This window comes from Acetobacterium sp. (assembly GCF_039830195.1).
Lineage (GTDB): Bacteria > Bacillota > Clostridia > Eubacteriales > Eubacteriaceae > Acetobacterium.
Genome location: NZ_JBDODG010000042.1, coordinates 24,874 through 48,202, shown reverse-complemented (window position 1 = coordinate 48,202; position 23,329 = coordinate 24,874). Strand labels below are relative to the sequence as shown.

At 42.7% G+C, this 23,329-nt stretch carries 29 protein-coding genes and 2 riboswitches; of the genes, 1 reads left to right on the top strand and 28 read right to left on the bottom strand.

Going from position 1 to position 23,329, the window contains the following annotated elements; translation table 11 throughout:
• Positions 1–63: 63 nt before the first annotated feature.
• Positions 64–864, bottom strand: a complete 801-nt coding sequence (locus ABGU93_RS13470; RefSeq protein WP_347413959.1) for a 4Fe-4S binding protein — start codon at positions 862–864, stop codon at positions 64–66.
• Between the two features lie 99 nt (positions 865–963).
• Between ABGU93_RS13470 and ABGU93_RS13465 the strand changes: the two genes are divergently transcribed.
• Positions 964–1,620, top strand: coding sequence for a Crp/Fnr family transcriptional regulator (locus tag ABGU93_RS13465; RefSeq protein WP_347413958.1), 657 nt, complete (start codon positions 964–966; stop codon positions 1,618–1,620).
• On the opposite strand, the gene ABGU93_RS13460 is transcribed toward ABGU93_RS13465, so the two are convergent.
• From ABGU93_RS13460 to ABGU93_RS13330, 27 genes are all read right to left on the bottom strand, one after another.
• Entirely contained in the window at positions 1,607–2,956 is a 1,350-nt protein-coding gene (locus ABGU93_RS13460; RefSeq protein ID WP_347413957.1) for an MFS transporter, read from the bottom strand. The two genes, ABGU93_RS13465 and ABGU93_RS13460, sit on opposite strands and share 14 nt — an antisense overlap.
• A gap of 227 nt (positions 2,957–3,183) precedes the next feature.
• Positions 3,184–3,939, bottom strand: a complete 756-nt coding sequence (locus ABGU93_RS13455; protein WP_347413956.1) for an ABC transporter ATP-binding protein — start codon at positions 3,937–3,939, stop codon at positions 3,184–3,186.
• Positions 3,926–5,008, bottom strand: coding sequence for an iron ABC transporter permease (locus ABGU93_RS13450; RefSeq protein ID WP_347414002.1), 1,083 nt, complete (start codon positions 5,006–5,008; stop codon positions 3,926–3,928). The genes ABGU93_RS13455 and ABGU93_RS13450 overlap by 14 nt, the downstream gene beginning before the upstream one ends.
• Before the next feature lie 4 nt (positions 5,009–5,012).
• Complete coding sequence (locus tag ABGU93_RS13445) at positions 5,013–6,101, bottom strand: ABC transporter substrate-binding protein (RefSeq protein ID WP_347413955.1); 1,089 nt, start codon at positions 6,099–6,101, stop codon at positions 5,013–5,015.
• Between the two features lie 54 nt (positions 6,102–6,155).
• Positions 6,156–6,680 carry an FmdE family protein gene (locus ABGU93_RS13440; RefSeq protein ID WP_347413954.1) on the bottom strand — a complete coding sequence of 175 codons (525 nt, stop codon included), beginning with the start codon at positions 6,678–6,680 and terminating at the stop codon, positions 6,156–6,158.
• Between the two features lie 349 nt (positions 6,681–7,029).
• Positions 7,030–7,923 (bottom strand): Mrp/NBP35 family ATP-binding protein, encoded by an 894-nt coding sequence (locus ABGU93_RS13435; protein ID WP_347413953.1) that lies wholly within the window; start codon positions 7,921–7,923, stop codon positions 7,030–7,032.
• 43 nt (positions 7,924–7,966) lie between these two features.
• Positions 7,967–8,338 carry a DUF134 domain-containing protein gene (locus ABGU93_RS13430; RefSeq protein WP_347413952.1) on the bottom strand — a complete coding sequence of 124 codons (372 nt, stop codon included), beginning with the start codon at positions 8,336–8,338 and terminating at the stop codon, positions 7,967–7,969.
• 38 nt (positions 8,339–8,376) lie between these two features.
• A complete protein-coding gene (locus ABGU93_RS13425) occupies positions 8,377–8,745 on the bottom strand; it encodes a NifB/NifX family molybdenum-iron cluster-binding protein (RefSeq protein WP_347413951.1) in 369 nt (122 codons plus the stop codon).
• A gap of 255 nt (positions 8,746–9,000) precedes the next feature.
• Positions 9,001–10,218, bottom strand: a complete 1,218-nt coding sequence (locus tag ABGU93_RS13420) for an iron-sulfur cluster carrier protein MrpORP (protein WP_347413950.1) — start codon at positions 10,216–10,218, stop codon at positions 9,001–9,003.
• A 158-nt stretch (positions 10,219–10,376) separates the two neighbouring features.
• Positions 10,377–11,243, bottom strand: a complete 867-nt coding sequence (locus ABGU93_RS13415) for an ATP-binding protein (RefSeq protein ID WP_347413949.1) — start codon at positions 11,241–11,243, stop codon at positions 10,377–10,379.
• Complete coding sequence (locus ABGU93_RS13410) at positions 11,221–12,075, bottom strand: ATP-binding protein (RefSeq protein ID WP_347413948.1); 855 nt, start codon at positions 12,073–12,075, stop codon at positions 11,221–11,223. Before ABGU93_RS13410 ends, ABGU93_RS13415 begins: the two co-directional genes overlap by 23 nt.
• Positions 12,072–12,374, bottom strand: a complete 303-nt coding sequence (locus ABGU93_RS13405) for a BMC domain-containing protein (RefSeq protein WP_347413947.1) — start codon at positions 12,372–12,374, stop codon at positions 12,072–12,074. Before ABGU93_RS13405 ends, ABGU93_RS13410 begins: the two co-directional genes overlap by 4 nt.
• A gap of 3 nt (positions 12,375–12,377) precedes the next feature.
• Positions 12,378–12,746, bottom strand: a complete 369-nt coding sequence (locus ABGU93_RS13400) for a NifB/NifX family molybdenum-iron cluster-binding protein (protein ID WP_347413946.1) — start codon at positions 12,744–12,746, stop codon at positions 12,378–12,380.
• Between the two features lie 135 nt (positions 12,747–12,881).
• Positions 12,882–13,325 carry a C-GCAxxG-C-C family protein gene (locus ABGU93_RS13395; RefSeq protein ID WP_347414001.1) on the bottom strand — a complete coding sequence of 148 codons (444 nt, stop codon included), beginning with the start codon at positions 13,323–13,325 and terminating at the stop codon, positions 12,882–12,884.
• A gap of 212 nt (positions 13,326–13,537) precedes the next feature.
• Positions 13,538–14,062 (bottom strand): C-GCAxxG-C-C family protein, encoded by a 525-nt coding sequence (locus ABGU93_RS13390; RefSeq protein ID WP_347413945.1) that lies wholly within the window; start codon positions 14,060–14,062, stop codon positions 13,538–13,540.
• Positions 14,063–14,241: 179 nt separating this feature from the next.
• Positions 14,242–15,084, bottom strand: coding sequence for a ModD protein (modD, locus tag ABGU93_RS13385; protein ID WP_347413944.1), 843 nt, complete (start codon positions 15,082–15,084; stop codon positions 14,242–14,244).
• A 15-nt stretch (positions 15,085–15,099) separates the two neighbouring features.
• Positions 15,100–15,318 (bottom strand): heavy-metal-associated domain-containing protein, encoded by a 219-nt coding sequence (locus ABGU93_RS13380; RefSeq protein WP_347413943.1) that lies wholly within the window; start codon positions 15,316–15,318, stop codon positions 15,100–15,102.
• Complete coding sequence (locus ABGU93_RS13375) at positions 15,318–16,052, bottom strand: ATP-binding cassette domain-containing protein (RefSeq protein WP_347413942.1); 735 nt, start codon at positions 16,050–16,052, stop codon at positions 15,318–15,320. Before ABGU93_RS13375 ends, ABGU93_RS13380 begins: the two co-directional genes overlap by 1 nt.
• On the bottom strand, positions 16,046–16,870 hold the full coding sequence (locus tag ABGU93_RS13370; RefSeq protein ID WP_347413941.1) for an ABC transporter permease: 825 nt from the start codon (positions 16,868–16,870) through the stop codon (positions 16,046–16,048). The genes ABGU93_RS13375 and ABGU93_RS13370 overlap by 7 nt, the downstream gene beginning before the upstream one ends.
• 9 nt (positions 16,871–16,879) lie before the next feature.
• Positions 16,880–17,668 (bottom strand): substrate-binding domain-containing protein, encoded by a 789-nt coding sequence (locus ABGU93_RS13365; RefSeq protein WP_347413940.1) that lies wholly within the window; start codon positions 17,666–17,668, stop codon positions 16,880–16,882.
• Positions 17,669–18,002: 334 nt separating this feature from the next.
• A riboswitch (cobalamin riboswitch) is annotated at positions 18,003–18,201 on the bottom strand.
• A gap of 14 nt (positions 18,202–18,215) precedes the next feature.
• Positions 18,216–18,575: a cobalt transport protein CbiN gene (locus tag ABGU93_RS13360; protein ID WP_347413939.1), complete on the bottom strand. Its 360-nt coding sequence runs from the start codon at positions 18,573–18,575 to the stop codon at positions 18,216–18,218.
• Positions 18,575–19,339, bottom strand: coding sequence for an energy-coupling factor ABC transporter permease (locus ABGU93_RS13355; RefSeq protein WP_347413938.1), 765 nt, complete (start codon positions 19,337–19,339; stop codon positions 18,575–18,577). Before ABGU93_RS13355 ends, ABGU93_RS13360 begins: the two co-directional genes overlap by 1 nt.
• Positions 19,340–19,479: 140 nt before the next feature.
• On the bottom strand, positions 19,480–20,322 hold the full coding sequence (locus ABGU93_RS13350; protein ID WP_347413937.1) for an ATP-binding cassette domain-containing protein: 843 nt from the start codon (positions 20,320–20,322) through the stop codon (positions 19,480–19,482).
• 25 nt (positions 20,323–20,347) lie between these two features.
• Positions 20,348–21,217, bottom strand: a complete 870-nt coding sequence (gene cbiQ / locus ABGU93_RS13345) for a cobalt ECF transporter T component CbiQ (RefSeq protein WP_347413936.1) — start codon at positions 21,215–21,217, stop codon at positions 20,348–20,350.
• Positions 21,218–21,461: 244 nt separating this feature from the next.
• Positions 21,462–21,657: riboswitch (cobalamin riboswitch) on the bottom strand.
• Between the two features lie 71 nt (positions 21,658–21,728).
• Positions 21,729–22,340, bottom strand: coding sequence for a 4'-phosphopantetheinyl transferase superfamily protein (locus ABGU93_RS13340; protein WP_347413935.1), 612 nt, complete (start codon positions 22,338–22,340; stop codon positions 21,729–21,731).
• Between the two features lie 165 nt (positions 22,341–22,505).
• Positions 22,506–22,991, bottom strand: a complete 486-nt coding sequence (locus ABGU93_RS13335) for a ferritin family protein (protein WP_347413934.1) — start codon at positions 22,989–22,991, stop codon at positions 22,506–22,508.
• A gap of 21 nt (positions 22,992–23,012) precedes the next feature.
• The gene (locus tag ABGU93_RS13330) at positions 23,013–23,300 is read right to left on the bottom strand and encodes a hypothetical protein (RefSeq protein ID WP_347413933.1); all 288 of its coding nucleotides are present in this window, start codon (positions 23,298–23,300) and stop codon (positions 23,013–23,015) included.
• Positions 23,301–23,329: the final 29 nt, after the last annotated feature.

The following is a 23,329-nucleotide window of genomic DNA, read 5'->3' as shown; positions in this document are numbered from 1 at the left end:
CCGGAACAGCATGGATAATATTTCTACTCATTCCTGTAATTTATCGTTTTTTACGATGGTGCTTTAGGCATTTTCTAATACTTTTCCATCAGTGGTGACCGTTAATACCTGCCAAGGTATCATTTTCCCTGAATTCTGGAGCGCTGTAGTAACCGCTGCCGTGATGCCGCCGCAACAGGGAACTTCCATTCGCACCACAGTGACGCTTTTAATGTCATTAAGCTTTAGTATTTCAGTCAGCTTTTCAGCATAGTCAACGGCATCCAACTTGGGACAACCAATCAAGGTAATTTTATTTTTGATAAAGCGATTATGAAAACCGGCATAGGCATAGGCGGTACAATCTGCCGCAATCAACAGGTGAGCGCCGCTGAAGTAGGGTGCATTAACCGGAGCCAGTTTAATTTGAACCGGCCATTGTCGCAATTGCGATTCAGGAGCTGCTACCACAGGTTTTTCCGCTGCAGCAGTTTCCCGAACAATTGCCTTTGATGAGGAGCCGGGGCATCCGCATGCCAGTGGTTCCAAACCATCATCTTCTGCTACGTTTTCCCGGACAATGGTTTTAGCATGGGTTCCCGGACATCCGCCTGCTTTTTTCTCACCACTGTTTTGTGTTGCTTCTTTCTTTTTCATATTTTCCAGAACAGCGGCTTCGTCGTAAGCTGCCGCTTCCCGTTCCACAAAGGTGATCGCCCCGGTAGGACAGCTTGGCAGACAGTCTCCCAATCCGTCACAGTAATCGTCTCTTAATAATTTTGCTACACCATTAACCATTCCAATGGCTCCTTCATGGCAGGCTTCGGCGCATAATCCACAGCCATTGCATTTTTCTTCATCTATTGTAATTATTTTTCGTATCATCTTTTTTTCCTCCCTGGAATATCGTGTATTGATTTCTTGAACCAATCATAATATAATCTACCCAAAACTACCGTTGCATATGCAACATAAAGGGAAATTATGAATAAAAATATAGAAGTTTTAAGAAAAGTCAAATTATTTGATGGCATTGATGAAAATCTCGAGGCTATGCTTCAATGTCTGGGCGGTGAGGAAAAAAACTATGACCGGGGGGAAATCGTCCTGCTGACTGGTCAGCCAGTGACCGCTGTTGGTGTCGTTTTATCTGGAGAAGTTCAGGTAATTCAAGAGGATTATTATGGTAATCGCTCCATTCTCACCGAATTAAGTCCCAGCCATATTTTCGGTGAAGCCTTTGCCAGTGCTGGCATTAAGGAAAGCCCGGTGACTGTGTTGGCCAAAACCAATACGACCGTGATGTTTCTGGGGATCGAACGGGTTATTAACACCTGTCCCAACTCCTGCATTTTTCACAACCACCTGATCGAAAATCTATTGAAAATTCTGGCCCGAAAGAATATTCTGCTCAGTAATAAAAACCAGTTATTATCACGGCGAACGATTCAGGATAAGGTTCTTTCTTATTTATCGCTGCAGGCCGAAAAAAAAGGAAACCTCGCTTTTGAGATTCCCTTTAGCCGCAATGAGCTGGCAGATTTTCTATGTGTAGACCGCAGCGCCCTATCCCGGGTTCTTTCCAAGCTGCAAAAAGAGGGCACCATCGAATACACCAACAATCATTTTAAGCTTCTTTAGAACTTACCAGCGCTTCTTCTACTGCATCCTTTTCCAGGTTGTTTTCAATATCCTGATACAGGGTCCGGGAAACCACAATGGAATCCCCGCGGTCATAGAGACGATCCAGATAGTCCAGATAGGCTCCGGGGGTAATAATGCCGTTAACCTTGATCAGATCGATTCCGGTTTTACCGACAATGGTATCCACCAGCTTAACACAGTTGGTGCCCAGAGCATAATAGGTTTTGAATTCATTGCCCTGCTGAAATTTGTAAAAGCTGGCTTTGGCGTCGTTATAGAGCTGACTGGAAACATCCTCAAAATCCTGTGGACTTCCTTCGATTTCCCCCTTTTCCGCCTGTTCTGCCTTCGGTTCCCAGGGAAGCACCTGAGAAAGGAGGTTGTCCAATTGATCTTGGACACCTTTTTTTTGTTCCGGGGTCAGAGCGAGGCCATAGCCCATCAAGATTTTCTTTTCGACTTTTAAGGCCTGTTTAACATGTTCGGCTTTGGGCATTTCAACCAGAACCCCATCTGCTAAAAATCCGCCCAGTTTCCAGGTGGAGTCATCATAATTTCCATAACTGTAAACATTCGCCCCGATGGAGGCGTCCACATGTCCCATCCCCGGGATCAATCCTTCTTTGGTATGGATAAAAATCTCCATATCAGTAGTTCGTTCAATGGTGTGGTCTTCCAATAGCAACAGCGCATCCGGTTCTTCTTCCACCAGTTGATTCACTTTTTTCAACATCCGCATCGGTAAAAATGCTGCAAAAACCAGCGGCAGGGTCACTCGCAGATGTTTTTTGGCTTTTTGCGCTCCGTCATTGTGCTTCATTAAGCTGACCAGGGCATCGCCAAAAACATTAATGGCAAAAAAGATCAGATAAATTCCAAAAATGATCCCAAACAGCCGACCAGTGGTGGCAAAAAAAGCCATGTCAATGCCCAGCCCGATATACACCAGGGCCACCAGTAGGGTCCAAGCCCAGGGTGCTCCGTCATTTTTTAGTTTCAAACTGCTGATCAGGACAAAACAGCCGATGATGATCCCGAGCATTCCCACTGCAAAACTGAAAGGTCCTTTGAGAAATTGGGGATAGGAATAGACAAAGATCCCACCTAAGATACAAAGTAATCCAATGCCGAGCTCTTTAAATTTACTTTCATTCTTTTTTAAAAAAATGGCTGAAAGATACATAACCCCAACGATAATCAGCATAATCGACATGCCCATTACCATAATACCCCAGGCCAGTTTAACGTCAAGCAGCATAATCAGCCCACCGATGAAAACTGCAATGGATATTAATAACCAAACAACCGGTGCGGTATTTTTGAAAGCTGACATAAAAACGAACCTCCTTGGGTTTTCTTTTATTTTATCAGAATTCACCACGAACGACAATCGTATTATTTAGATCAATGGCAATCAGAACTTGCTCGTTTCACTACGCTCGTATGATTGTGCAGCAAATGTCATTGTCTGCGAAAGCGAGCTTTCTCGCCAAAGCCGCTTGCTGCACTTTTAATAAAAAAACTCTGGTATCAACAAATAAACCAGAGTTATTCTTATATTCAGGTTAAGGGAATCACGACTTTCTGGTTTTGATAGGATTCGACGGCGACGGGGACCTGGTAGACGGCACCGATGTTTTCGGATGTCATAACGTCCATTCCGCCGTAACAGAAAATTTCACTGTCTTTCAAAAAAAGGAACCGATCACAATACCGCAGCGCCAGGTTCAGATCGTGGATCACGATAACTACGGCAATTTCTTTTTCTTTGGTAATGTTCTGGATCAGTTTTAGTACCTCCAACTGGTTCTTGAGATCAAGACAGCTGGTGGGCTCATCCAAGAGCAGCACCTTTGGTTCCTGGGCCAGCGCCCGGGCAATCATAACCTTCTGCAATTCCCCACCGCTTAGCTCGTCGATATAGCGCAGCGAAAATTTTTCCAATTCCATATTTTTAATAATCTTTTCGACAATCTCGTAATCTTCTTTTTTAGGTGCCAGTTTGATATAGGGTTTTCGGCCCAATAAGATGGCATCGTAGGCGGTGATGCGACTACCTTCGCTTTTCTGGGCGACATAAGCCGTATTTTTGGCGATATCAAGTCGCGTCATCTTGAGAATATCTGCCTCATTCACGACCACCCGGCCTTTTTGGGGGGCGATAATCTTATTCAGACACTTTAACATGGTGCTTTTTCCGGCCCCATTATTACCCAAGATCGCTACACATTCGCCATTGGCAACGTCAAATTCAATGTGATCCAGAATTTTTCGATTGGATCGATACCCAAATTCCAACGCATCAATTTTCAGCATGATGACCAACTCCTTTAAATATCAGATATAAGAATAACGGAGCTCCCAGGAATGAGGTAATGGCTCCGATCGGTAGAATAACTGGTGAAATAATCAGCCGGGCAAAGGTATCGCTGATCAGCAGCATCAGCGCCCCCATTAAGGCTGATGCCGGCAATAAATAGCGATAATCATTGCCGACAAAACGTCGCATGATGTGGGGGGCAATCAAACCGATAAAGTTGATGATCCCCACAAAGGAAACAATCGTTGCTGCCGTCAGAGAGGCCACCGTCATCCCGATCAGACGGACCCGGGAGACATTGACTCCCAGACCGGTGGCGGTATGTTCGCCACATTCCAGCGCATTGTAGTTCCAGCGGTTAAACATAAAGTAAATCAATGAGGCAATAGTCACGACTGCTGCTACCTGAATATTTTGCATGCTGGCTCGCCCCAGATCCCCAAAAGTCCAGAAAACAATGGCCGCCATCTGAACATCTGAGGAAAAGTATTGAAGCAGTGCCGTTGCTCCGGCAAATAAAGAACTGAGGGCTACTCCGGCCAGTATCATAGTTTCTGGCGAGGCCTTTCTAGCCTTGGATAAACCGAGGATCACAAAGGTCACAAACATCGAAGCTAGAAAGGCACAGGTGCTGGTTAAGTACGGGTTATTAACCGTCACGGCACTGGCCGTATTTCCCATCACTGTTCCACCACCCAGGAAAGTGATGGCAATGGCAGCTCCGAAAGAAGCCCCCTGGGAGATCCCCAGGGTCGATGCTGATGCCAGAGGATTTCTTAAAATACTTTGCATCACACAGCCAGCGGCGGCCAGACCGATGCCCGATACAATGGCCATCAGAATCCGCGGTAACCGGATATTAACGGTTACCAACACATTTTTTGCCGCCCCAAATCCAAATAATGCCTTGAGTACTTCCGTGACCGGAATATCGGCCGATCCGGCAGATATGGCAAAAATAGCGGTCAGAAATGTCAGTATCAGTAGCGTTACAAGGGTCAAAACCTTGCGGTGAACGTATTGATCATAATTAACGCCGCAGGCTGTCTTTTTTTTGTTGTCCATTTTTTTACTTGCCAATTGTCAGCGGCCCAAAGCCCTGACCGGCTGCTACGTATTTTGAATACAGTTTTTCCCCCAACAGGAATTCGAAAATTTCGTCAGTTTTCTGCTCGATATTGATATCCTTGAACTTGTCAGGATAAACCACCGTACCTGCATAATAGGCGTCAGCCAAAGCAATCTCCACATTGGTATAATTATTGTTGTAAGCTAATTGAGTATAAACCTTGTTGTTCTGCACTGCTTTTAGCGAGCTGAAAAAGTCTGGATTCTGAGTATATTGTTCGTTGACGAGATCCATGTTTTCCGGATTCAGGAAAATAATTTCTGGATTCCAGGCTAATACCTGTTCCAGATCCACAGTAAAAGCGGTCTTTTGTCCCGTTTGATCAACCACGTTATTGGCATTGATAGCCACGAAGGGTCCGTAATTCCCGCTGGTGCCATCAAAACCATGTTTACCTTTGAAATTCAAGGCGCCATTATATACCGAGATACGGCTAGCTTCCGGAATGTCTTTGGTTCGGTCATTAAGATCTTTTTGAGCCGCATCCATAAATGCATTGACTTCTTTGGCCCGATCTTCTTTGCCCAATACCTGACCAATAATATCCATCGAAGCGCTCATTTTTCCATCAAATAATCCGGGACTGGCAACCGCCACCACAGGGATGCCGGTTTTGGCCTGCAATTCATCAGCCTGGGTGTAATCCGACACCACAAAAATCACATCGGGGGCCAATTTGATGATTTCCTCATCAAAGGGAACAATTCCACCCGAACCACCCTGACCAATTTGAGCCATCGTTGCAAAATTGGGATTAACCAGGGTATAGGGACGGGTCAGCACTTGAACATTGTCCATATCGGTTCCGCCTTTTACCAGATCCACCGCATCCATATAGGTTAGCAACCGCATCACCCCAAGCGACCCCACACTATCGATCTCAGCCGGTACTTTCACCTGTCGACCCAGACTATCGGTCACTACCTTTGTGGTCGCCTCACTCTTAGTGGTCTCTGCTTTTGTATTGGTGCAACCCGCAAAGATAACAATCATCATTAAACTCAATAAAACCGCTACTATTTTTTTCATTTATTTTTTCCTCTTTCAATTTGCTTCAGACTTATCTGCTGATCCTAAATTATTTTAAAATCCGCGGGTATATGGATTAGAGCAATCTACACAGACTTTTTTGCCGTTTTCCAGCCGAATCATGTGCTCAGCCGTTTTTTCGCCGCATTCTTCACAGATCACACTCTGAAAAATCCGGGCCCGCTCCGGCAATTCATATTCTGGGGTTTTAAAGTCAAATATTTTGCTGGCATCCGGTTCGGTAAGAATATAGTTTTCCATTTCATCCCGTTCCATTTCCGGCAGAGCTTTTAATACCAGTCTGATCTTTTCTCCGGTATTTCGATTGAAAAATGTAAAGGCCTGTTTTCCCCGGTTTCTGAATAACAGGTTGCCTTTGCCCACGCTGCATCCTAAAATAACCTGAACCCCATCAACGCCGCAGGCATCATTTTCAGTGATACAAACAACATCTTCATCTTCTGAAAATGAAATACTAAGTGCCTTAATGGCTTCCTGTGATGCTCTCACCCCAATGGCCAACCCGGGACAATGATGTCCGTGAAACTCAACTGATTTTTCCCATAATTCTTGATTCATTTTGCTTTTCTCCTTAGTTTTTCAAAAAATAAAAGACCCACATAAGTGAGTCTTCAGACACATGGTTGTCGCCATAATAAAACTGTTTTTCTACATACAAAAGCCCCTTTATAACATTTTTCATAAATGGAAACCCTTTTTCAAAGCAGGTCTGAGCAATTATATTATTTGTTTGATCATTTATCCGTATTTACAAAAAAGCCAACAAAACACAACTCCTTTCAAGGAGTAAATGCCTCATTGGCTTATTTCTATTCAATACGATTAATCTAACGGTAGTTTACACTAATTAATAACATTAGTCAATAACTAGTTTAACTCTTTTTTTGATGTCCTGTGAAAATGTTTCCTAAACTCGGCTGCCCTCATGATTCGGTGTGTCAAGACCGACAAATTCTGGGGAAAACAACTCGTCTATTTTTTCACTCTTTTCAAGAGTTTCAACGATGTGATCCAGCCAATTATTATCGAACAATTCAATTAGCCCTTTATCGCAGGCGCCAGCCAGTGATGAATCAATGGGCATTTTTGCCACGACCTCGATTCCATACTGTTTGGCCACTTCTTCAATGCGGCTTTCGCCAAATAAATAATGCTTTTTATCGCAGTCCGGACATTCAAAGTAGGACATATTTTCAACCAGGCCAATCACTGGAATGTTCATCATCTTTGCCATCTTAACAGCCTTGGCAACAATCATTGAAACCAACTCCTGAGGTGAGGTAACGATGATAATGCCATCCACCGGTAGCGATTGAAAAACCGTTAATGGCACATCGCCGGTTCCCGGTGGCATGTCCACAAACATATAATCCACATCACCCCAGATCACATCGGTCCAGAACTGTTTAACGGTGTTAGCAATCACTGGCCCGCGCCAGACAACCGGATCGGTGTCATGTTCCAGCAACAGATTAATAGACATGATTTCAATCCCGGTTTTGCTTGAAATTGGAAATAAACCTAAGTCTGTGGGCATGGCTTTTTCTTTTATTCCAAAGGCTTTGGGAATCGAGGGACCGGTAATATCGGCATCAAGAATGGCGGTATTATATCCCTGCCGCTTCATGCTTACCGCCATTAGAGAGGTTACCATGGATTTACCAACCCCCCCTTTCCCACTGACGACACCGATTACTTTTTTGATTCTGCTTAATTCATGGGGTTGTTCTGAAAAATCGACTTTTCGATCTCCGCATTCTTCACCGCATGATCCACAGGATTGACTACAATCTTCACTCATAAAAATTCTCCTCTTTCATCGCTTAAATTATTGATCTTATTTCTTAAAGCTGCGCTTTATCACAACGCGCATTTGCCCGACGTTTGCGGCAGCGGCTGCAGCCATAGTTTTCTTGACCTTCTTCACACAATTTATAATTTCCGCCTTCGATCTTTAAGACGTTGCCATTCACTAACGCATCCGCCAGTTTTTTACGGGCATCATTATATATTTTTTGAACCGTTGTTCGCGCGACATGCATACTTTCGGCACACTCTTCCTGAAGCAGCCCTTCCAGGTCTATCAAACGGATGGTTTCATATTCCTCAACCGACATCGTAATGATGCCCTCTTCTGTATTTTTGGCATTGAGAGGTCCAAATAAATCCGTTTCCGGCAGACAACATACTTTTTTCCATTTTACAGGTCTGGACATCGATTAATACTCCTTGTCAAATTTGATTGTACCAGAACTTAGTGCTGACATTCATGTCCTTCATCATGGGCATGGCACATTTCTCCGGAATCCATTACCGCTCCGGCCAGCCAGCTTAAAGCCACTTCTTTAACATCTCCCGAGCAGCCCCGAACCACTTCAATTCCGGATCGACTTAATACATTGACCGCGCCTTCACCCATATTGCCAGCCAGCAGAAGACTTACACCCATATCTGCCAGGGTTGTGGCAATATTGGATTTACAGCCGCAGCCTGCCGGTGATGCAAGTGTTTCCTGATTTAGTATCTCTTTGCTGCTATCATCAATGGTGAACACAGTATAATACTCACAGTGACCAAAATGGCCATCAATTAAATTTTCTCGAGTTGGTAATGCAATTTTCATAATAATACCTCCGATTAGGGTTGTCTTTTTTATTTGCATAATTATTGACATATGCTAACAACGAAAATATTATAATACATGAATAGCATATGTCAATAATTATATTCATTTTTCACGGGCTTTCTTAAGATAAAATAATAAACATGCACCGAATAATGTATATTAAGCGGTGCATGCTCCTTTTCCTTATCTGCTTAATCCCCCTAAAAACAGGGATCTCAACACAAATATTTTATTAAAATTTAAAAACTTTGTTTATTCGCCACACTCATCATGATGCTGATGTTCATGACAAACAGATCCTGTCGATTTAAGTTCTCCTAAAAGATAACTGTTGACAAGGTCTTCTGCCTTGCCTTGAGCACCAGTAATTACTTCGATATTTTTTTCATTAAAAATATCCACTGCGCCGCCGCCCATACCACCAGAAATGATAACATTAACACCTTTGTCATTTAAGAAAACTGGTAAAAATCCCGGTTTATGTCCAGGATTGGGAACCGCTTCGGTTTTAACAACCTTGCCATCCACGGTATCATAAATCATGAAACTCTCACAATGTCCAAAATGCCCTGAAACCAAACCATTATCACTTGCTACTGCTATTTTCATTTGCTCTTCTCCATTTTCTTTTAAATTTTCTTCTAAATCCACTTCTAATTCTAAAAATTCGGCAATATGATCCAACCAATTATTATCAAATAATTCAATTAACCCTTTATCACAGGCGCCAGCCAATGATGTATCAATCGGCATTTTTGCCACCACATCGATACCATGTTGTTTCGCCACCTCTTCAATTCGGCTGTCGCCAAAGAGCTGATGTTTTTTAGCGCAATCCGGACATTGGAAATAGGACATGTTTTCAACTAATCCAAGAACCGGAACATTCATCATTTCTGCCATTTTGACGGCTTTGGCAACGATCATCGAAACCAGCTCTTGGGGAGATGTCACAATAATAATCCCATCCACTGGTAAAGACTGAAATACGGTCAATGGAACATCACCGGTACCTGGCGGCATATCCACAAACATGTAGTCTACATCGCCCCAGATTACGTCGGTCCAGAACTGTTTAACAGTGTTGGCAATAATAGGACCTCTCCAGACTACTGGATCGGTATCATGTTCCAATAATAAATTGATGGACATAATTTCGATACCAGTTTTGCTTGCGATGGGAAATAACCCCAATTCGGTTGAGCGGGCTTTATCGTTAATGCCAAAGGCTCTTGGAATGGATGGCCCGGTAATATCTGCATCCAGGATGGCCGTACTGTAACCTTTTCGCTTCATGGTTACAGCCAAAAGAGTTGTAACCATGGATTTACCAACCCCACCTTTACCGCTGACCACCCCGATTACTTTCTTTATCCTGCTTAATTCATGGGGTTGTTCCGAAAAGTCGACTTTTCGATCTTCGCATTCTTCCCCACAAGACCCACAGGCTTGATCACAACTTTCACTCATGTAAATTCTCCTCTTATGTTTTGATTTATCATCAGAATGTTTCTCTGTCAATGATATTAAATTAACCGATATCATCGATTTGCAAAACCAATGATATCATCAGCTACGGGACTCGTGACCGTACACTTGTCTAATCTTTATCTGTTGAACAATTCTTCTTATTTTTTTAATAACGCCTCTAAAGTATTGTTAAATACTTCCTGAGCCGCAAAACCCGCGTCACAAAAAACGTCTACAATGGTGAGCCCCTGATTAATGACTTTAACAGCATTTTTATCATATGGAATACTCCCCATATAGGGGATATCTCGCTCTTTGCAATACTCAATAATCGCTTCTGTTTTTTTCAGGTTTGTATCGTATTTGTTCACACAAACAACTGTTTTTGTATGAAAGGTCTGGGCTGTTTTAATGATGCGCTCCATGTCGCTGATTCCAGATACAGATGGTTCAGCAACGATCAACACCATATTCACCCCACTGATGGAAGCAATCACCGGGCAGCCGATTCCTGGCGATCCGTCAATAATGGCCAGATCAGCACCGACATCAACCGATTTCATTTGCTTTTTAACTTCCGAGACCAGCATCCCGGATGTCCCACTGCCCATTTTGAGCTGAGCAGTTGAAAAGACGACATCTTCATGATAAAGCATCAGCTCACCAGCAATATGGGGTTTTAAGCTGATCGCCCGAACCGGACAAAGCATTTCACAAACACCACAGCCTTCACAGGCAAAGGTGTCCACGTGATAGCCATCATCATCCGCTGATATTGCATCAAAGCGGCAATTTTCAATGCATCGATCGCATTTTGCACACAACGTCTGATTGATTTCCGCCTTCGGCATCCCATAAAAATCATTTCTCTTTGGTTGGCTCAAATGCTTTAAAGCAAGATGTAAGTTTGGGGCATCCACATCACAATCAGCATAAACTTTTGCCTGTGCCATTTTAATAAATGCACTAGCCAGGGTTGTTTTCCCAGTTCCGCCTTTGCCGCTAAGAATGAGTAACTGTTTCATGTTCTGCCTCCTTAACGACTGCTTGTAGCAACTCGGAAAATAATCCAATGTATTTTTCGCTTTTGGCCGCAATTTCACCATCGGAATTAATCGCTCCCAAGTCACTTTCAAACGGAATTTTACTTAACACCTTAATTTCGTTTTCAATACAAAACGTTTCAATCAGATTTTCATTTTCCATACATTTATTAATAACGACACCATAAGGTTTATTAAAAAGCTTAACGAGCTCCAAAACCAATTGAAGGTTATGTAGACCAAAAACCGTAGGTTCAGCCACCAGTATACAATAATCCGCATCTTGAATACTTTCCATTACAATGCATGCACTGCCCGGAGGACAGTCAATCAATGTCATTCTTTTTTCATCAGCTGTTTTTTTTATCAGTTCTTTGATAATAGGTATTCCCGATGCTTCACCGGTATTTAAAATACCGGAAATCACCTTGACCTTTTCGGAAATACCTGTTTTTATTTCTCCAATGACCTTGTCCTTTTCGGTCAAAGCATTGCTTGGACAAAGCATGATACAACCCCCGCATGAGTGACAAATATCATCAAAAACAAGTAACTTGTTGACAATAGCGGCGAGGGCGTTGAATTTACAAAAGTCTACACATTTTCGGCAGCCAAGACAAAGATCTTCGTCAACGATCGGAATTTTAATAGCTACTGTTTCAGTTTCTATCTCGGTGGGTTTAAAATACAAATGACCGTTTGGTTCTTCAACATCGCAATCAACATAAACGGAATCTTTGGCCACTGCTGCCAGATTGACCGATACCAGGGTCTTCCCGGTTCCGCCTTTGCCACTGAGAACTGCTAATTTCACTTAATCATCAACCTACTTTCTATGGTTGCCAGAGCTGCTTCCACTGATGTTACATCGCCCAGGATCGCCAGACAAATTATATGTTGCGGACAAACCCCTGATATTTCAGTAACAACAACGTCTGAAGTTTTTTCGGCAATATCACTGGCTACCAGCATTCTGACTACATCACCCTGACATAAACCAACTGCCGTAAACTCATTTTGAAGAATTCGCTCGACGATTTTTTTATCGCCAACTTTACGCGAAATAATTCCAAGGGTTCCCTGAGATACCCCGTTAATCAATTGCGTTTTCATAACTTAGTTTCCGCCAACGCCATGAAACCCTGCGTGAAACTGATCAAGAATAACTAACTTTTTATCCATAAACGCATTGATGTTTTCCTGAATCGAGCCCGGCTTACTTTTATAAATTTCCAGCTTAGTCGCTTTAAAAACCTCAGCGGCATTTTCTCCACATCGGGGCGTGATTAAAACATCGGCGTGACTATCAGCAACGATCTGGGCCGCTTTAACACCAGCTCCACCAGGACTGTTGGCCGCTTCATTTTCAATGAAATCGCCCATTTTTGTTAGTGTTTCATAAATATAAAAATATGGCGCCCGTCCAAAAGACATGCACACGTCACTAGCCAAAACTTTTTCATCTGCGGGAATAACAATTTTCATTTATTTCTCCTTGTTCATTATTGACATATGTCTTTAATAATTACTATTATACCTCTTTAAAAACATATGTCAATAACTATTTAAATTTGGTTGTTCGCCTTAAGCTTCCCGATTTTGCCAGCTTAGTGCATGGTATCATTCCTGTTTTTGCAATTTTTGTACTGCGATGTATTCTTCGATCATCGCTGCTGCCGTCCCCACTAAATCTTCACAGGGGCGATTTTGATAGTATTCTGCCGTTCGCAACTCTGGAACCGGACTGTCCTTGCCTTGATCTAATCCTAATAATTCTCTGCAGATGATCGTATGGTTTTTGTCTTCAAATGCATTCGCAAGCAATTGAATCCGCTCATAATGCTCAGTTTTACCCTCCTGATCTTCCGGATCACTGTAGCCGTAAAGCAATCCTGCCACCATAAACATCCCAGTTACCGCACCACATACTTCCCGCAATCTTCCCATTCCGGCACCGAACGATGAGCTTAACCGGGCGGCCGAGTCAAAGTCCAGACCACACTCATCGCAGAAAGCAAGAAAAACAGATTGGGAACAATTATAGCCTTTTCTGAATAACGCCATTGCCAACTCGGCATGCTTTTCGCTTATATCATGATCCGAAAAAGGCTCCTTATTTTCATATTGTTGATCTTCTTTTCCCATTTTAAATTAGTCCTTTCTGTCAATGAGTACAAGCTTCACATATATTGTCGATTCTCAATTTGCATCACTACTGAATAATCTCGAGAACTTTCTATCCATTATGTTTTTACACCACGACCGTTGCCCAACAATTACTGCTTTTTGTTATCACTCATTTTTTCGCCATATGGCATCTCGAACGCTTCGTTTTGAGGGATTTGCAGATATTTATACGCTAGTTGAGCCGTTGTTCCCACCATTTTCATACAGTGCACCCGACGGTCTTTTCCATTCCAATCTTCAAATGGCTCACAGATATCACGACAGGTTGCACAACCATTGGCTTCACAAAATTCTCTGACCAGATTGCTATAACGCCGGTAATATTTTTGTCCGACTTCAGGGCCACGAATCTCAGCATCGATGCTCCAGGGATCCTTGCGACCATAAACCGCACTGTTTGCCATAACGGCAGCTGATAATGCGCCACAGGTTTCGCCGACAAGTCCAATGCCGCCACCAAAACCGGTACACATCGCGATCGTTTCCCGGGGAACATCTAAAACGCCAGCACGTAATAACGCATCGTATACACTTTCTGCACAGTTTAAGCCACTCTTGAAATTCTCAATCGCATAATCATTGACCAATTGACTTTTATTATCTTCCATATTCATTTCACCGCTCTTTTCTTAATTTTTTCACACCACATGAATAATCGTTACAGTATATAAATCATTATAATCCATAAATAGCATATGTCAATAATGCAAATTATTAAATCAATATCTGTCCCATGATCGGTCTATCAACAAAAAAAAGATACAAGCAACAACGCTTGTATCTTAAAATGATGCTATTGACTAATTTTGACCCCAATATCAATGGGTTTGGCACTGTACAGACAGGTTGTCACAATGCCATTGACCTGAGTGCTGGCATAATCCGTAATATTTGTTTCATTGATGCCTCCCGCCGCCAGGAGCACAACACCAGGAAATTCATTACGCAGCTGCTTAACCGCTTCGGTCAGATCCTCCACCGTCAGTTTGTCAAACTGGATTCCATCGACACCGGCTCGACAAAGATCAATTGCCTGTATCAGGGTAGTGGCTTCCACAATAATTTTCTTCTCGCAGCATTCAGCTTTCAGCTCTGGCATTTTTTTCAACAAGCCATCAAACCCGCCAATAAAATTCAGATGCTGTTTAAACACCAGAATGGTTTCCGACAAGCCCAACCGGTGAGGCATGGCTCCGCCGGACATGATCGACTTGATCGCCAATGCCTTGGTTCCGGGAAATCCCTTCCGGGTTGTCAAGATCGCCGTGTTCGGGCTTACCCGCTTAGCCATGTCCACCATTTTTCGGGTTTTAGTGGCGATTCCGGAACAATTATCGAGAATATTCTGGCCCACCTTCCAGGCCTTATGCAAATCTTCGGCCCGGCCTGTACCAGTGATCAGTTCATCACCGGCACAGACTTTCTGCCCTGAGGCTACCATCAATCCGGTCTTGATGTGTAAGCGCTCAAAGATCGAACTGACTTCTTCAGTACCACAGACAACCGCATCTTCTCGAGTAAAATAAGAAATTTTCCCTGGCTGTTCCCTGACCCCCAAAACCCAGCTGGTCAAATCAATATAGGGTACGTCCTCGTTAATTAACTGGTCGATCTCATTGATGGATATAAATGACATCTCTCTTCCTCCACTTTAAATGTTTATTTTGAATGCTTTACCTTCAATTTTTTCGATGCTATCTTTGATATTATCGGCGATGATAATCCGCTCGTCAAATACAATTGCCACTGACTGATAATCATCACTAACACCAACCTGATTGATCCCATCTTGTTTTAATAGTACTTCCGTAATTTTATTGACACATTTGGGACACATAATCCCCTCTACCTCAAATACCTGCTCTTTCATTATTGAACACTCCCTTCATAATTCCTGCCCAGAAACTGATTAATTTCTTCATCTTGACACCGCTCGAATAAGTCGGCACTTTTTCTAATTGCTTTTAGTTCACCATTTACCATAATGCCAATTCGATCAGCCATACGCTGAGCTTCATTAAAATCATGGGTCACAAATAGAATCGTGCATCCGAAAATTTCATGTATTTTGTTAATCTGATCATACATGTTTTCTTTGGTTGCCGGATCCAGGGATGAAAAGGGTTCATCCATTAAAAGCAGCTGTGGGTTTAATATCAGCGCCCGGGCCAGTGCCGTTCGCTGTCGTTCTCCGCCGCTTAAGGTTCCGGGATACTGCTTAAGAATATGGCCGATGGATAATATTTCCGCCATTTTATCGACCATTTCTTTTTGAACCACTTTGTCTGTTTTGCGGATTTTTAAGCCATAGGAAATATTATCAAAAACGGTCATATGGGGAAACAAACCAAAGTCCTGATAAACAAACCCAATATTTCGCTTTTCCAGCGGTACATCGATAATGGGGGTCCCCTGAATCATTACTTTACCGGAAAATTTTCGGTAAAATCCCGCAACCGATTCAAGCAAAACGGTCTTACCCGATCCGGTTCTGCCTAAAACCGCAAAGATCTCTTTCGCACTGATGTTTAAGTTGATCTGATTCAACTTAAACTTTCCCAATTGTATCGAATAATTGTTGATTTCAACCATTGCATTTACCATCTATTCACATCCTTCATCCGGCTTTTTTGCTTATTTTTTTTGCCGATCCAGTTAGTTAAAAACAATGACAGCAGTGAAATGATCAGAATCACCGTCGCCGAAGCCATCGAGGCTCCAGTATCACCAGTCGCCAGATTTAAATAGATCGACGTCGTCAATGTTTCTGTTTTCATCCGCGTCGCCCCCACCAGCATCAGGGTCGCACCAAACTCGCCTAAGGCTCTCGACCATGTCAGAATAATCGTTGAAATAATGGCGTTCCGGGAGAGGGGCAGGGTAATGGTGATAAAGCGCTCCCACTTTGTCGCTCCCAGACTACCGGAGATAAATTCCAGCCGCTCATCAACTTCTTCAAATGCTGTGCGAATGAAGCGAATAGCAAACGGCAAATTGACAACTGTCTGGGCAATAATAATCCCATTTTTATCAAACACGACTTTAAACCCCAGTGCTTTTAAGGCTTTTCCAAAATCCGAGGAAAAAATAATCAATAGACTGAGACCCAAAACTAAATAGGGCATCGATAGCGGCAATTCAATTATCATTTGACATATTTTTTTAAATGGAAACACGGTCCGGGTCAGTGCATAAGCAGTCGGTATGGCGAGCAACATACAGATGCAAGTCGCAATACTGGCCGTATATAAGCTCAGCCTGATGGAAAACCGTACTTCTTCCGAATAAAACGCCTCCCCTAAAGAAGGTACCCCTTTAAAGACGATTGCCAATATCAATGCCGCCGTAAAGATAATAACAATAATGGTAATCATGATGGTTAAGATTTCAAAAAAATCAAACGCAGAAAACCTTTCTCTCATCGCAACAGTTTAGTTGAGAACTTCGTATCCGTTTTTTTCCCAAATCGTCTTGACTGGATCCGAACCCAGATAGGTTATAAACGCCGCAAGTGCTTCTGTATTGCTACTACTGCTTAATTTGGCTGCCGGGACGGTTTTTACATAGGCGTTGAGGTCTGGTGTATTGACAATTTCGGCATTGGCAGGCACATTTTCTTTCCAGATAATAATTGCATTACATTCGTCAACTGACAAGGCATTGGCAATTTCCGGGGCGGTTGCCGCCCGGGCGATGACGTTCACATTGTTTAGAATGCCCAGATCGGTTAAGGCTTTATTGGCAATCTTACCAATCGGTGTCGCTTCACCATCCCCCAACACGACTTCAACCCCAGTCCCGGTTAGGTCATTTAAGCCGGTGATACCGAGCGGATTGCCGCTTTTTACCGCCAGTACTGGAATATGCTTAACCAGATCGGTGCTTTCGCTCACCTTATCCTGAACCGGCTTGAGTTCATCAGCCGAACCGGCAATAAAGAGATCCCCTTCGCCGGTAGTCTGAATCTGATTCTGGATTTGAGCGGCGTTGGTATAGACCACCTGGATGTCACAGCCGGTTTCTGCTTTAAACTGATCGGCAATCTCACCGAAGGGTTTGGTCATACCAGCTCCGCAATAAATGAACAAGGTTTGACCAGCGAGACTTTGACCCTCATCGGCTTTTTCTTGAGATCCTTCTGCTTTACTGCTGCAACCTGATACCAAACCGACAATTGTACCCATTACTAATAATACCATTAGCCATTTTTTCAACTTCATCATCACTCTTCCCTTTTCTTTCTTTTTGTATTGTTTTATTATGTTTAAATATGTTTTGGATTATATAATAGGTTATGGACATATGTCAAGTACTAACTCGTTAATTTAAAATTCAAACCTAAGCTTATAACGAATCTTTTTTTCACAATTCACCTTACTTTTTGCCGTGATTATTTCATCGTCATTTAAAAAATAATAACTTGCTTGATTAGGCCCAGCGTATAGACTGGATCATTGATTTCTTAGATATCATTTAAAAAGCTCGTTATTTTCATTATGAAAATAACGAGCTTTTTGATAGGTACACACAAATAAAACCTTCTTCTGTCTCTCGCAGATTTTTGCATAAACAGGTAGGTCTTCTGACTCAAGCGTCAACATTACCTCCTACCTTCCCATATTACTACAGTGGCATTCCTGGAGGAACTCTTCTCTTACAGCGGCGGGACCGCGGGGGATTTTCACCCCTCTTCCCTTTTAATCGAACTGCAATACAATGGATTGCAACCGACACCTATTTGAAATTTATTCAATTTATTCGCTTCTGTTAAACGATCAACTTCTTAATTGGCAAACTACTTGTTTTTTTCTTGGCCGTCTTGCCTTCTTCCTGCTTTTTCCGTTCCACAAATCGTCCCATTACAAAGGCAATAATCCCGACCCCGATACCAGTTTGAAGACAGAAAAACATACTTTCAACTTCACCGGGGATTTCACCATTAATGGCCGTTTCAAAAATTGGGGTAAACCATGGTTCATACTCCGTTCCGGTTATTTCCGAAATCGCCACACTGCCGGCATCATCAGAACCACCAAATTCAGCATCCTGAAGGATGAACAGGGGCACGATGGCAATCAGGGCCACCAATATCAATAAACCAATCACTGTTTTTTTTGTTGCTGTCATTATTTTACACCTCCGGTAAGAAATCCCAGATCATTAAGTTCTGGCTGCGCATAGGTTTCCAGCCCGATGATGATGACAACGGTCAGAATCCCTTCAATAATGGCCAGTGGCAATTGGGTCGGCGCAAACACTGCTAAAAACTTAATCACGGAAGCTCCAACGCCGCCGCTTTCTGAGGGATAGGCTAAAGCCAGCTGGAAAGCGGTGATACAGTAGGTAAACAAATCCCCAATGGCCGCCGCCATAAAAACACCGACATGACGGTTAATTTTTATTTTTTTACAAAGAATGAAAATTCCATAGGTTACAAACGGGCCCGCAATGGCCATCGAAAAGGTATTGGCGCCCAGGGTGGTCAAGCCGCCATGAGCCAGTAGAATAGCCTGAAATAATAGGACAATCACCCCTAAAATGCTGACTGCTGCCGGTCCAAAGAGAATCGCTCCCAGCCCGGTTCCGGTCATATGCGAACAGCTGCCGGTAACGGATGGTATTTTTAACGATGATAGCACGAAAACATAGGCTCCCGCCATGGCCAGTAAGGTAATAGTTTTGGGATTTTCCTTGAGGGTCTTTTTAATCGACATGTAGCCGGCAATTAAAAATGGGATGCAGATTACGCCCCAGGCTACACTGAAGCCCACCGGCAGATAGCCTTCCATAATGTGCATGGCACTGGCTACCGGGGTAAACCCGAATACCAATGCGATAGCTGCTGCAACCGCAATAAATCTTTTTTCTCTGGTGTTTAAACTTGTGTTCATAGTTCCTCCTCTTATCATTATCTATATATTAAGGGCTTGCAAAAATTCTTGAGCGCTCTTTTCAAATCCCGCAAAGCCATCTTAATCCTTATCATTAACTCATTTATTTTCCCTGTTTAAAAATCATCTGCCAGAATGGTTCAGCCATGATTAAACTGTTTTTCCAGTAAAACTTTCAGTTCCTCGGGAGTGGTGGGATAATTATTGGTATCCTTAATCAGCTTATTGCCAATTAGCATTTCATAAACATCCAGCATGGCTGGCCGTTTAAGATTCGCTTGTTCCAGAATGGTCGAATTTTTAAAAATTTCCAGCGGTGTGCCATCGGCAATGATTCTCCCCTGATCAAAGACAATCGCCCGCTCGGCCCAGCGGTAGGCAAAATCGACATCATGGGTGGAGATCAGCATGGTTTTACCTTCTTCCCCCAGTTTTACCAACACCTCTTCTAACATCTGGGCATTGAGGGGATCCAGAGCCGCGGTTGGTTCGTCAAAAATGATCACCTCGGATTTCATGGCAATGATGTCGGCAATCGTCACCCGCTTTTTTTCACCACCACTTAAATAATGGGGCGGTCGATCCTTAAAATCGAGGATGTTCATCGTCGTCAAGGCCTCATCAACCCGCTTAACGACTTCCTCCCGGGGCAGTTTTAAGTTCATCGGGCCAAAACCAACCTCGGCCATGACCGTGGAAGCAATGATCTGATTGTCAGCATCCTGAAAGACAATCCCGATATTCTTTCGCAATTCCTTGATATTCTTTTTATTAATGACGGCACCCTGATAGCTGATTTCGCCATGATCAGCAGTCAGCACCCCATTGGCATTGAGAAAAAAAGTCGATTTACCGGAGCCATTGGAACCGATCACGGCAATCTTTTCACCCTGATAGATATCGACACTAACACCTTTTAGTGCCGGGTTCCCGGTTCCATAACTGTAATGCAGATTATTGACCTTAAGTATTGGTTCTCTCATATAGTGGACCTTTCAAAGTAAATAATTATTTCGTAACATACCATAGCAGCAACAGAAAAAATAGAAACCCTGCTGCGATAAACAGATAGCTAATTTGAAACGGTTTTTCATCTTCCAGAAAAACCAGATCACCTTCATAACCCCTGGCTTCCATGGCGGTATAATAGGCGTTAGCCTTTTTTAGTGAAGCCACCAGCATATTGCTGGCAACACTACCAAAGGTAGTGCAGGATGTTTTAAAATCACAATATCCTTGCCGGGAATCAGCTGAATTCCGCATGTTATTAAAAACATCCAACAGAATAAAAATATACCGATAGATCAGATTCATCAATTCAATAATCAGTTTAGGCACATGGGCTTTTCGGAGTACTCCAATAATTTCGGCCGACGGTGTCGACAAGGTCATCATGATCATCGCACTGATGGCGCCAAAAACTTTCAGCATCAGCACTGCCATTTCCTGGAGTTTATCAACCGATGTAAAAACATAGCCAAAACCGAGATAGAGATTAAACTGGCCCACCGGCTGGTTTGAAAAATCAATACCAATAGCAATGGTTCCCAGCAGGATAAAGGTTATCGGAATCATCAGCACTGATAAATATGCCGATAGCGGCAGCCCACCTTTTACGACGGTCAGGAAAGCCATCCCGAGAATCACGGTGATGGACACAAAGGGATTGTTAAGCCCAATGCATAGCAGCAGGGTAGTAACTGAAAAAGCCACTTTAAAATTCGGGTTCCAATGTCTGATTTTCGAAGCATAGGCATAGAAATCTATCGCTGATCCTTCCCCATGTTTATGCCCGATTTTATGGTGATGTGTCACTTGATGTTCGGCTTTTTCACTGGTTCTAATAAAGTTGATCGATTTACCTAAACTATTTTCCATTTGAAGACTTTACCTTTCAGTATTTCATGATTACTGATACCATCAACCCGCGTCATAGTTTTTTTCTAATAGTCTCTCAATTACTGTTTTGGCATCGGTTGTCCCGGCTATTATTAGTACTTTTGACATCTTGCTCCATCACTCTCCATTTAAATTTTTGCACAAAAAAACCTCATTATCTCTAAACAAAACAATGAGGCCGCAAAAATGCGCACAAAAATAAACCTCCTCTATCTCTCGTAGAGTTTGAGATATACAAACAGGCAGGTCTTCTGGCTCAAGCGTCAACATTACCTCCTGCCTTCCCAACAAAGTGGTGGCATTCCTGGAGGAACTCTTCTCTTACAGCGGCGGGACCGCGGGGGATTTTCACCCCTCTTCCCTTTTCACCGGCTCATAATACATTGATTACAGCCGACACCTGTTTATTATTTAATTCTTATAATTTTCTTAATTCTATAGTACTATATCAAAAATTCATGGTTTTGTCACGTATTTTATCCATGAATTTTTACGTCCTGAAAACTTCCGTTCTTAAACCGAGCTCGGCCAATGACATTCCGGCGATGGAAAACACATAGGCTTCACCAGGATCCACCAGCACAATGGCTTCTGTATCAATGGTACTGATTGTTTTTAAATCATCACTCAGACCTGCGCCTGTTTTTTTCATCAGGCTTTCTTTTATTGTCCAGATTTTTGTAAAGGTCAGGGCCTTATTATCACTTTTATTGATCACTTTCAATTCACGTTTATTGCAGACATGTTCAGCTAGCTCAGCATCATAGGCTGCCACGGTTTCGATATCCACCCCTATCGCGCTAGTATGGATGGCACAGATCGCCCCATTTCGACAATGGCTGATATTAAAATGAATCTGCGGATAGTGAGTTAAAAAGGGCTTTCCCTTTGCTGAATAACTGAAAATTATGTTTTCAGTTATCCCATACTCATTTTTCAACCCGTAATTCAGCAGAACGTAACCCAATACCGAAAGTTTCTGGTCAATTTTCTGACAATAGGTTGTTGCCTTTTTCTGCCGTTCGTCAGGAAGTAGCATCAGACTACGTTTAAAAAGTTCGTCTGAAAATTCTTCCATTTGATCAAATAAATAAACCGCCATTTATTACCCTTCACTTTTTAATTTCAATAGAAGCACTATCTTAGCAAATTTTTTCAGTCTTGACTATTTGTTTCATAACAAAGGGCTAAACCATTCTTCAAATGAAGATAGTCCAGCCCATTTATTTTTTTACTTTTGCTCGTAGTTAATCTGAAATGACTTGTTTTAGTATTCTTCCCGGACTCCAAATTCGGCATCTTCCACCCATTCTTCCGGACGTTCGACCAGCGTGATCAGGTTGTCAAAGATTTTAAAATGATTTTCTTCCTGCTTGACCAGGTAGCCAAACAATTTTTTTGTTTGTTCATCTGTTGATTCAGTAAAAAATTTCTGATAGAGCTCAATGCTGTCTTTTTCCATTTGCAGCGCCATCCGATAGACATCCAATTGATTGGGGATTTTTTCGAATTTATTTTTAAAATCTCCCCGTTCTTTGAAGACGTTGTTGGTTTCCGCCAATGTTTGATTATCGGCCAGGTCGTAGGATATTTTCTTCAGTTCATTTTGCAAAAGTGCAGCATGACCTTTTTCATCATCTGCCAAAAATACAAATATGATGTTCAAAGGATTGTCCTGATTGTTTTCCGCTTGTTCACGGTAATACTTTTCGCCATCGAGTTCCATTTTTATTGCAAATTCAATACTATTCATTCACTTTCACCTCAATATTAATCAGGATTCTATTCCTGGAACTTCTTTTTCCCACTGGGCGATAAATTCCGCCATCTCGTCTTTCATAACTGGAATCCGGGTGCCCGTTGCCCCGCAATGCAAACACTTGTCATTTTTAAATCCCTGTTCGGTACACTTATCCAGAACTTCCTGATCGCAACCGTAGTTCCCGCATTCCGAACAGCGAAAAATCGGGTTTTTACAGGGATGTTCATCCTTATTTCCGGTGCAGGTGGCGATATTGGCCTTTTCTTCTGCAGTCATATCCAGATGTCTTTTCTGGTTCATCCTGCCGCCTCTTGGCCATCGCTTGTTGT

What these genes read in the sequence shown, in the direction of transcription:
- ABGU93_RS13470 (WP_347413959.1), bottom strand. Translation starts at nt 864, where the DNA reads ATGATACGAAAAATAATTACAATAGATGAAGAAAAATGCAATGGCTGT.
- ABGU93_RS13465 (WP_347413958.1), top strand. Translation starts at nt 964, where the DNA reads ATGAATAAAAATATAGAAGTTTTAAGAAAAGTCAAATTATTTGATGGC.
- ABGU93_RS13460 (WP_347413957.1), bottom strand. Translation starts at nt 2,956, where the DNA reads ATGTCAGCTTTCAAAAATACCGCACCGGTTGTTTGGTTATTAATATCC.
- ABGU93_RS13455 (WP_347413956.1), bottom strand. Translation starts at nt 3,939, where the DNA reads ATGCTGAAAATTGATGCGTTGGAATTTGGGTATCGATCCAATCGAAAA.
- ABGU93_RS13450 (WP_347414002.1), bottom strand. Translation starts at nt 5,008, where the DNA reads ATGGACAACAAAAAAAAGACAGCCTGCGGCGTTAATTATGATCAATAC.
- ABGU93_RS13445 (WP_347413955.1), bottom strand. Translation starts at nt 6,101, where the DNA reads ATGAAAAAAATAGTAGCGGTTTTATTGAGTTTAATGATGATTGTTATC.
- ABGU93_RS13440 (WP_347413954.1), bottom strand. Translation starts at nt 6,680, where the DNA reads ATGAATCAAGAATTATGGGAAAAATCAGTTGAGTTTCACGGACATCAT.
- ABGU93_RS13435 (WP_347413953.1), bottom strand. Translation starts at nt 7,923, where the DNA reads ATGAGTGAAGATTGTAGTCAATCCTGTGGATCATGCGGTGAAGAATGC.
- ABGU93_RS13430 (WP_347413952.1), bottom strand. Translation starts at nt 8,338, where the DNA reads ATGTCCAGACCTGTAAAATGGAAAAAAGTATGTTGTCTGCCGGAAACG.
- ABGU93_RS13425 (WP_347413951.1), bottom strand. Translation starts at nt 8,745, where the DNA reads ATGAAAATTGCATTACCAACTCGAGAAAATTTAATTGATGGCCATTTT.
- ABGU93_RS13420 (WP_347413950.1), bottom strand. Translation starts at nt 10,218, where the DNA reads ATGAGTGAAAGTTGTGATCAAGCCTGTGGGTCTTGTGGGGAAGAATGC.
- ABGU93_RS13415 (WP_347413949.1), bottom strand. Translation starts at nt 11,243, where the DNA reads ATGAAACAGTTACTCATTCTTAGCGGCAAAGGCGGAACTGGGAAAACA.
- ABGU93_RS13405 (WP_347413947.1), bottom strand. Translation starts at nt 12,374, where the DNA reads ATGAAAACGCAATTGATTAACGGGGTATCTCAGGGAACCCTTGGAATT.
- ABGU93_RS13400 (WP_347413946.1), bottom strand. Translation starts at nt 12,746, where the DNA reads ATGAAAATTGTTATTCCCGCAGATGAAAAAGTTTTGGCTAGTGACGTG.
- ABGU93_RS13395 (WP_347414001.1), bottom strand. Translation starts at nt 13,325, where the DNA reads ATGGCGTTATTCAGAAAAGGCTATAATTGTTCCCAATCTGTTTTTCTT.
- ABGU93_RS13390 (WP_347413945.1), bottom strand. Translation starts at nt 14,062, where the DNA reads ATGAATATGGAAGATAATAAAAGTCAATTGGTCAATGATTATGCGATT.
- modD (WP_347413944.1), bottom strand. Translation starts at nt 15,084, where the DNA reads ATGTCATTTATATCCATCAATGAGATCGACCAGTTAATTAACGAGGAC.
- ABGU93_RS13380 (WP_347413943.1), bottom strand. Translation starts at nt 15,318, where the DNA reads ATGAAAGAGCAGGTATTTGAGGTAGAGGGGATTATGTGTCCCAAATGT.
- ABGU93_RS13375 (WP_347413942.1), bottom strand. Translation starts at nt 16,052, where the DNA reads ATGGTAAATGCAATGGTTGAAATCAACAATTATTCGATACAATTGGGA.
- ABGU93_RS13370 (WP_347413941.1), bottom strand. Translation starts at nt 16,870, where the DNA reads ATGAGAGAAAGGTTTTCTGCGTTTGATTTTTTTGAAATCTTAACCATC.
- ABGU93_RS13365 (WP_347413940.1), bottom strand. Translation starts at nt 17,668, where the DNA reads ATGAAGTTGAAAAAATGGCTAATGGTATTATTAGTAATGGGTACAATT.
- ABGU93_RS13360 (WP_347413939.1), bottom strand. Translation starts at nt 18,575, where the DNA reads ATGACAGCAACAAAAAAAACAGTGATTGGTTTATTGATATTGGTGGCC.
- ABGU93_RS13355 (WP_347413938.1), bottom strand. Translation starts at nt 19,339, where the DNA reads ATGAACACAAGTTTAAACACCAGAGAAAAAAGATTTATTGCGGTTGCA.
- ABGU93_RS13350 (WP_347413937.1), bottom strand. Translation starts at nt 20,322, where the DNA reads ATGAGAGAACCAATACTTAAGGTCAATAATCTGCATTACAGTTATGGA.
- cbiQ (WP_347413936.1), bottom strand. Translation starts at nt 21,217, where the DNA reads ATGGAAAATAGTTTAGGTAAATCGATCAACTTTATTAGAACCAGTGAA.
- ABGU93_RS13340 (WP_347413935.1), bottom strand. Translation starts at nt 22,340, where the DNA reads ATGGCGGTTTATTTATTTGATCAAATGGAAGAATTTTCAGACGAACTT.
- ABGU93_RS13335 (WP_347413934.1), bottom strand. Translation starts at nt 22,991, where the DNA reads ATGAATAGTATTGAATTTGCAATAAAAATGGAACTCGATGGCGAAAAG.
- ABGU93_RS13330 (WP_347413933.1), bottom strand. Translation starts at nt 23,300, where the DNA reads ATGAACCAGAAAAGACATCTGGATATGACTGCAGAAGAAAAGGCCAAT.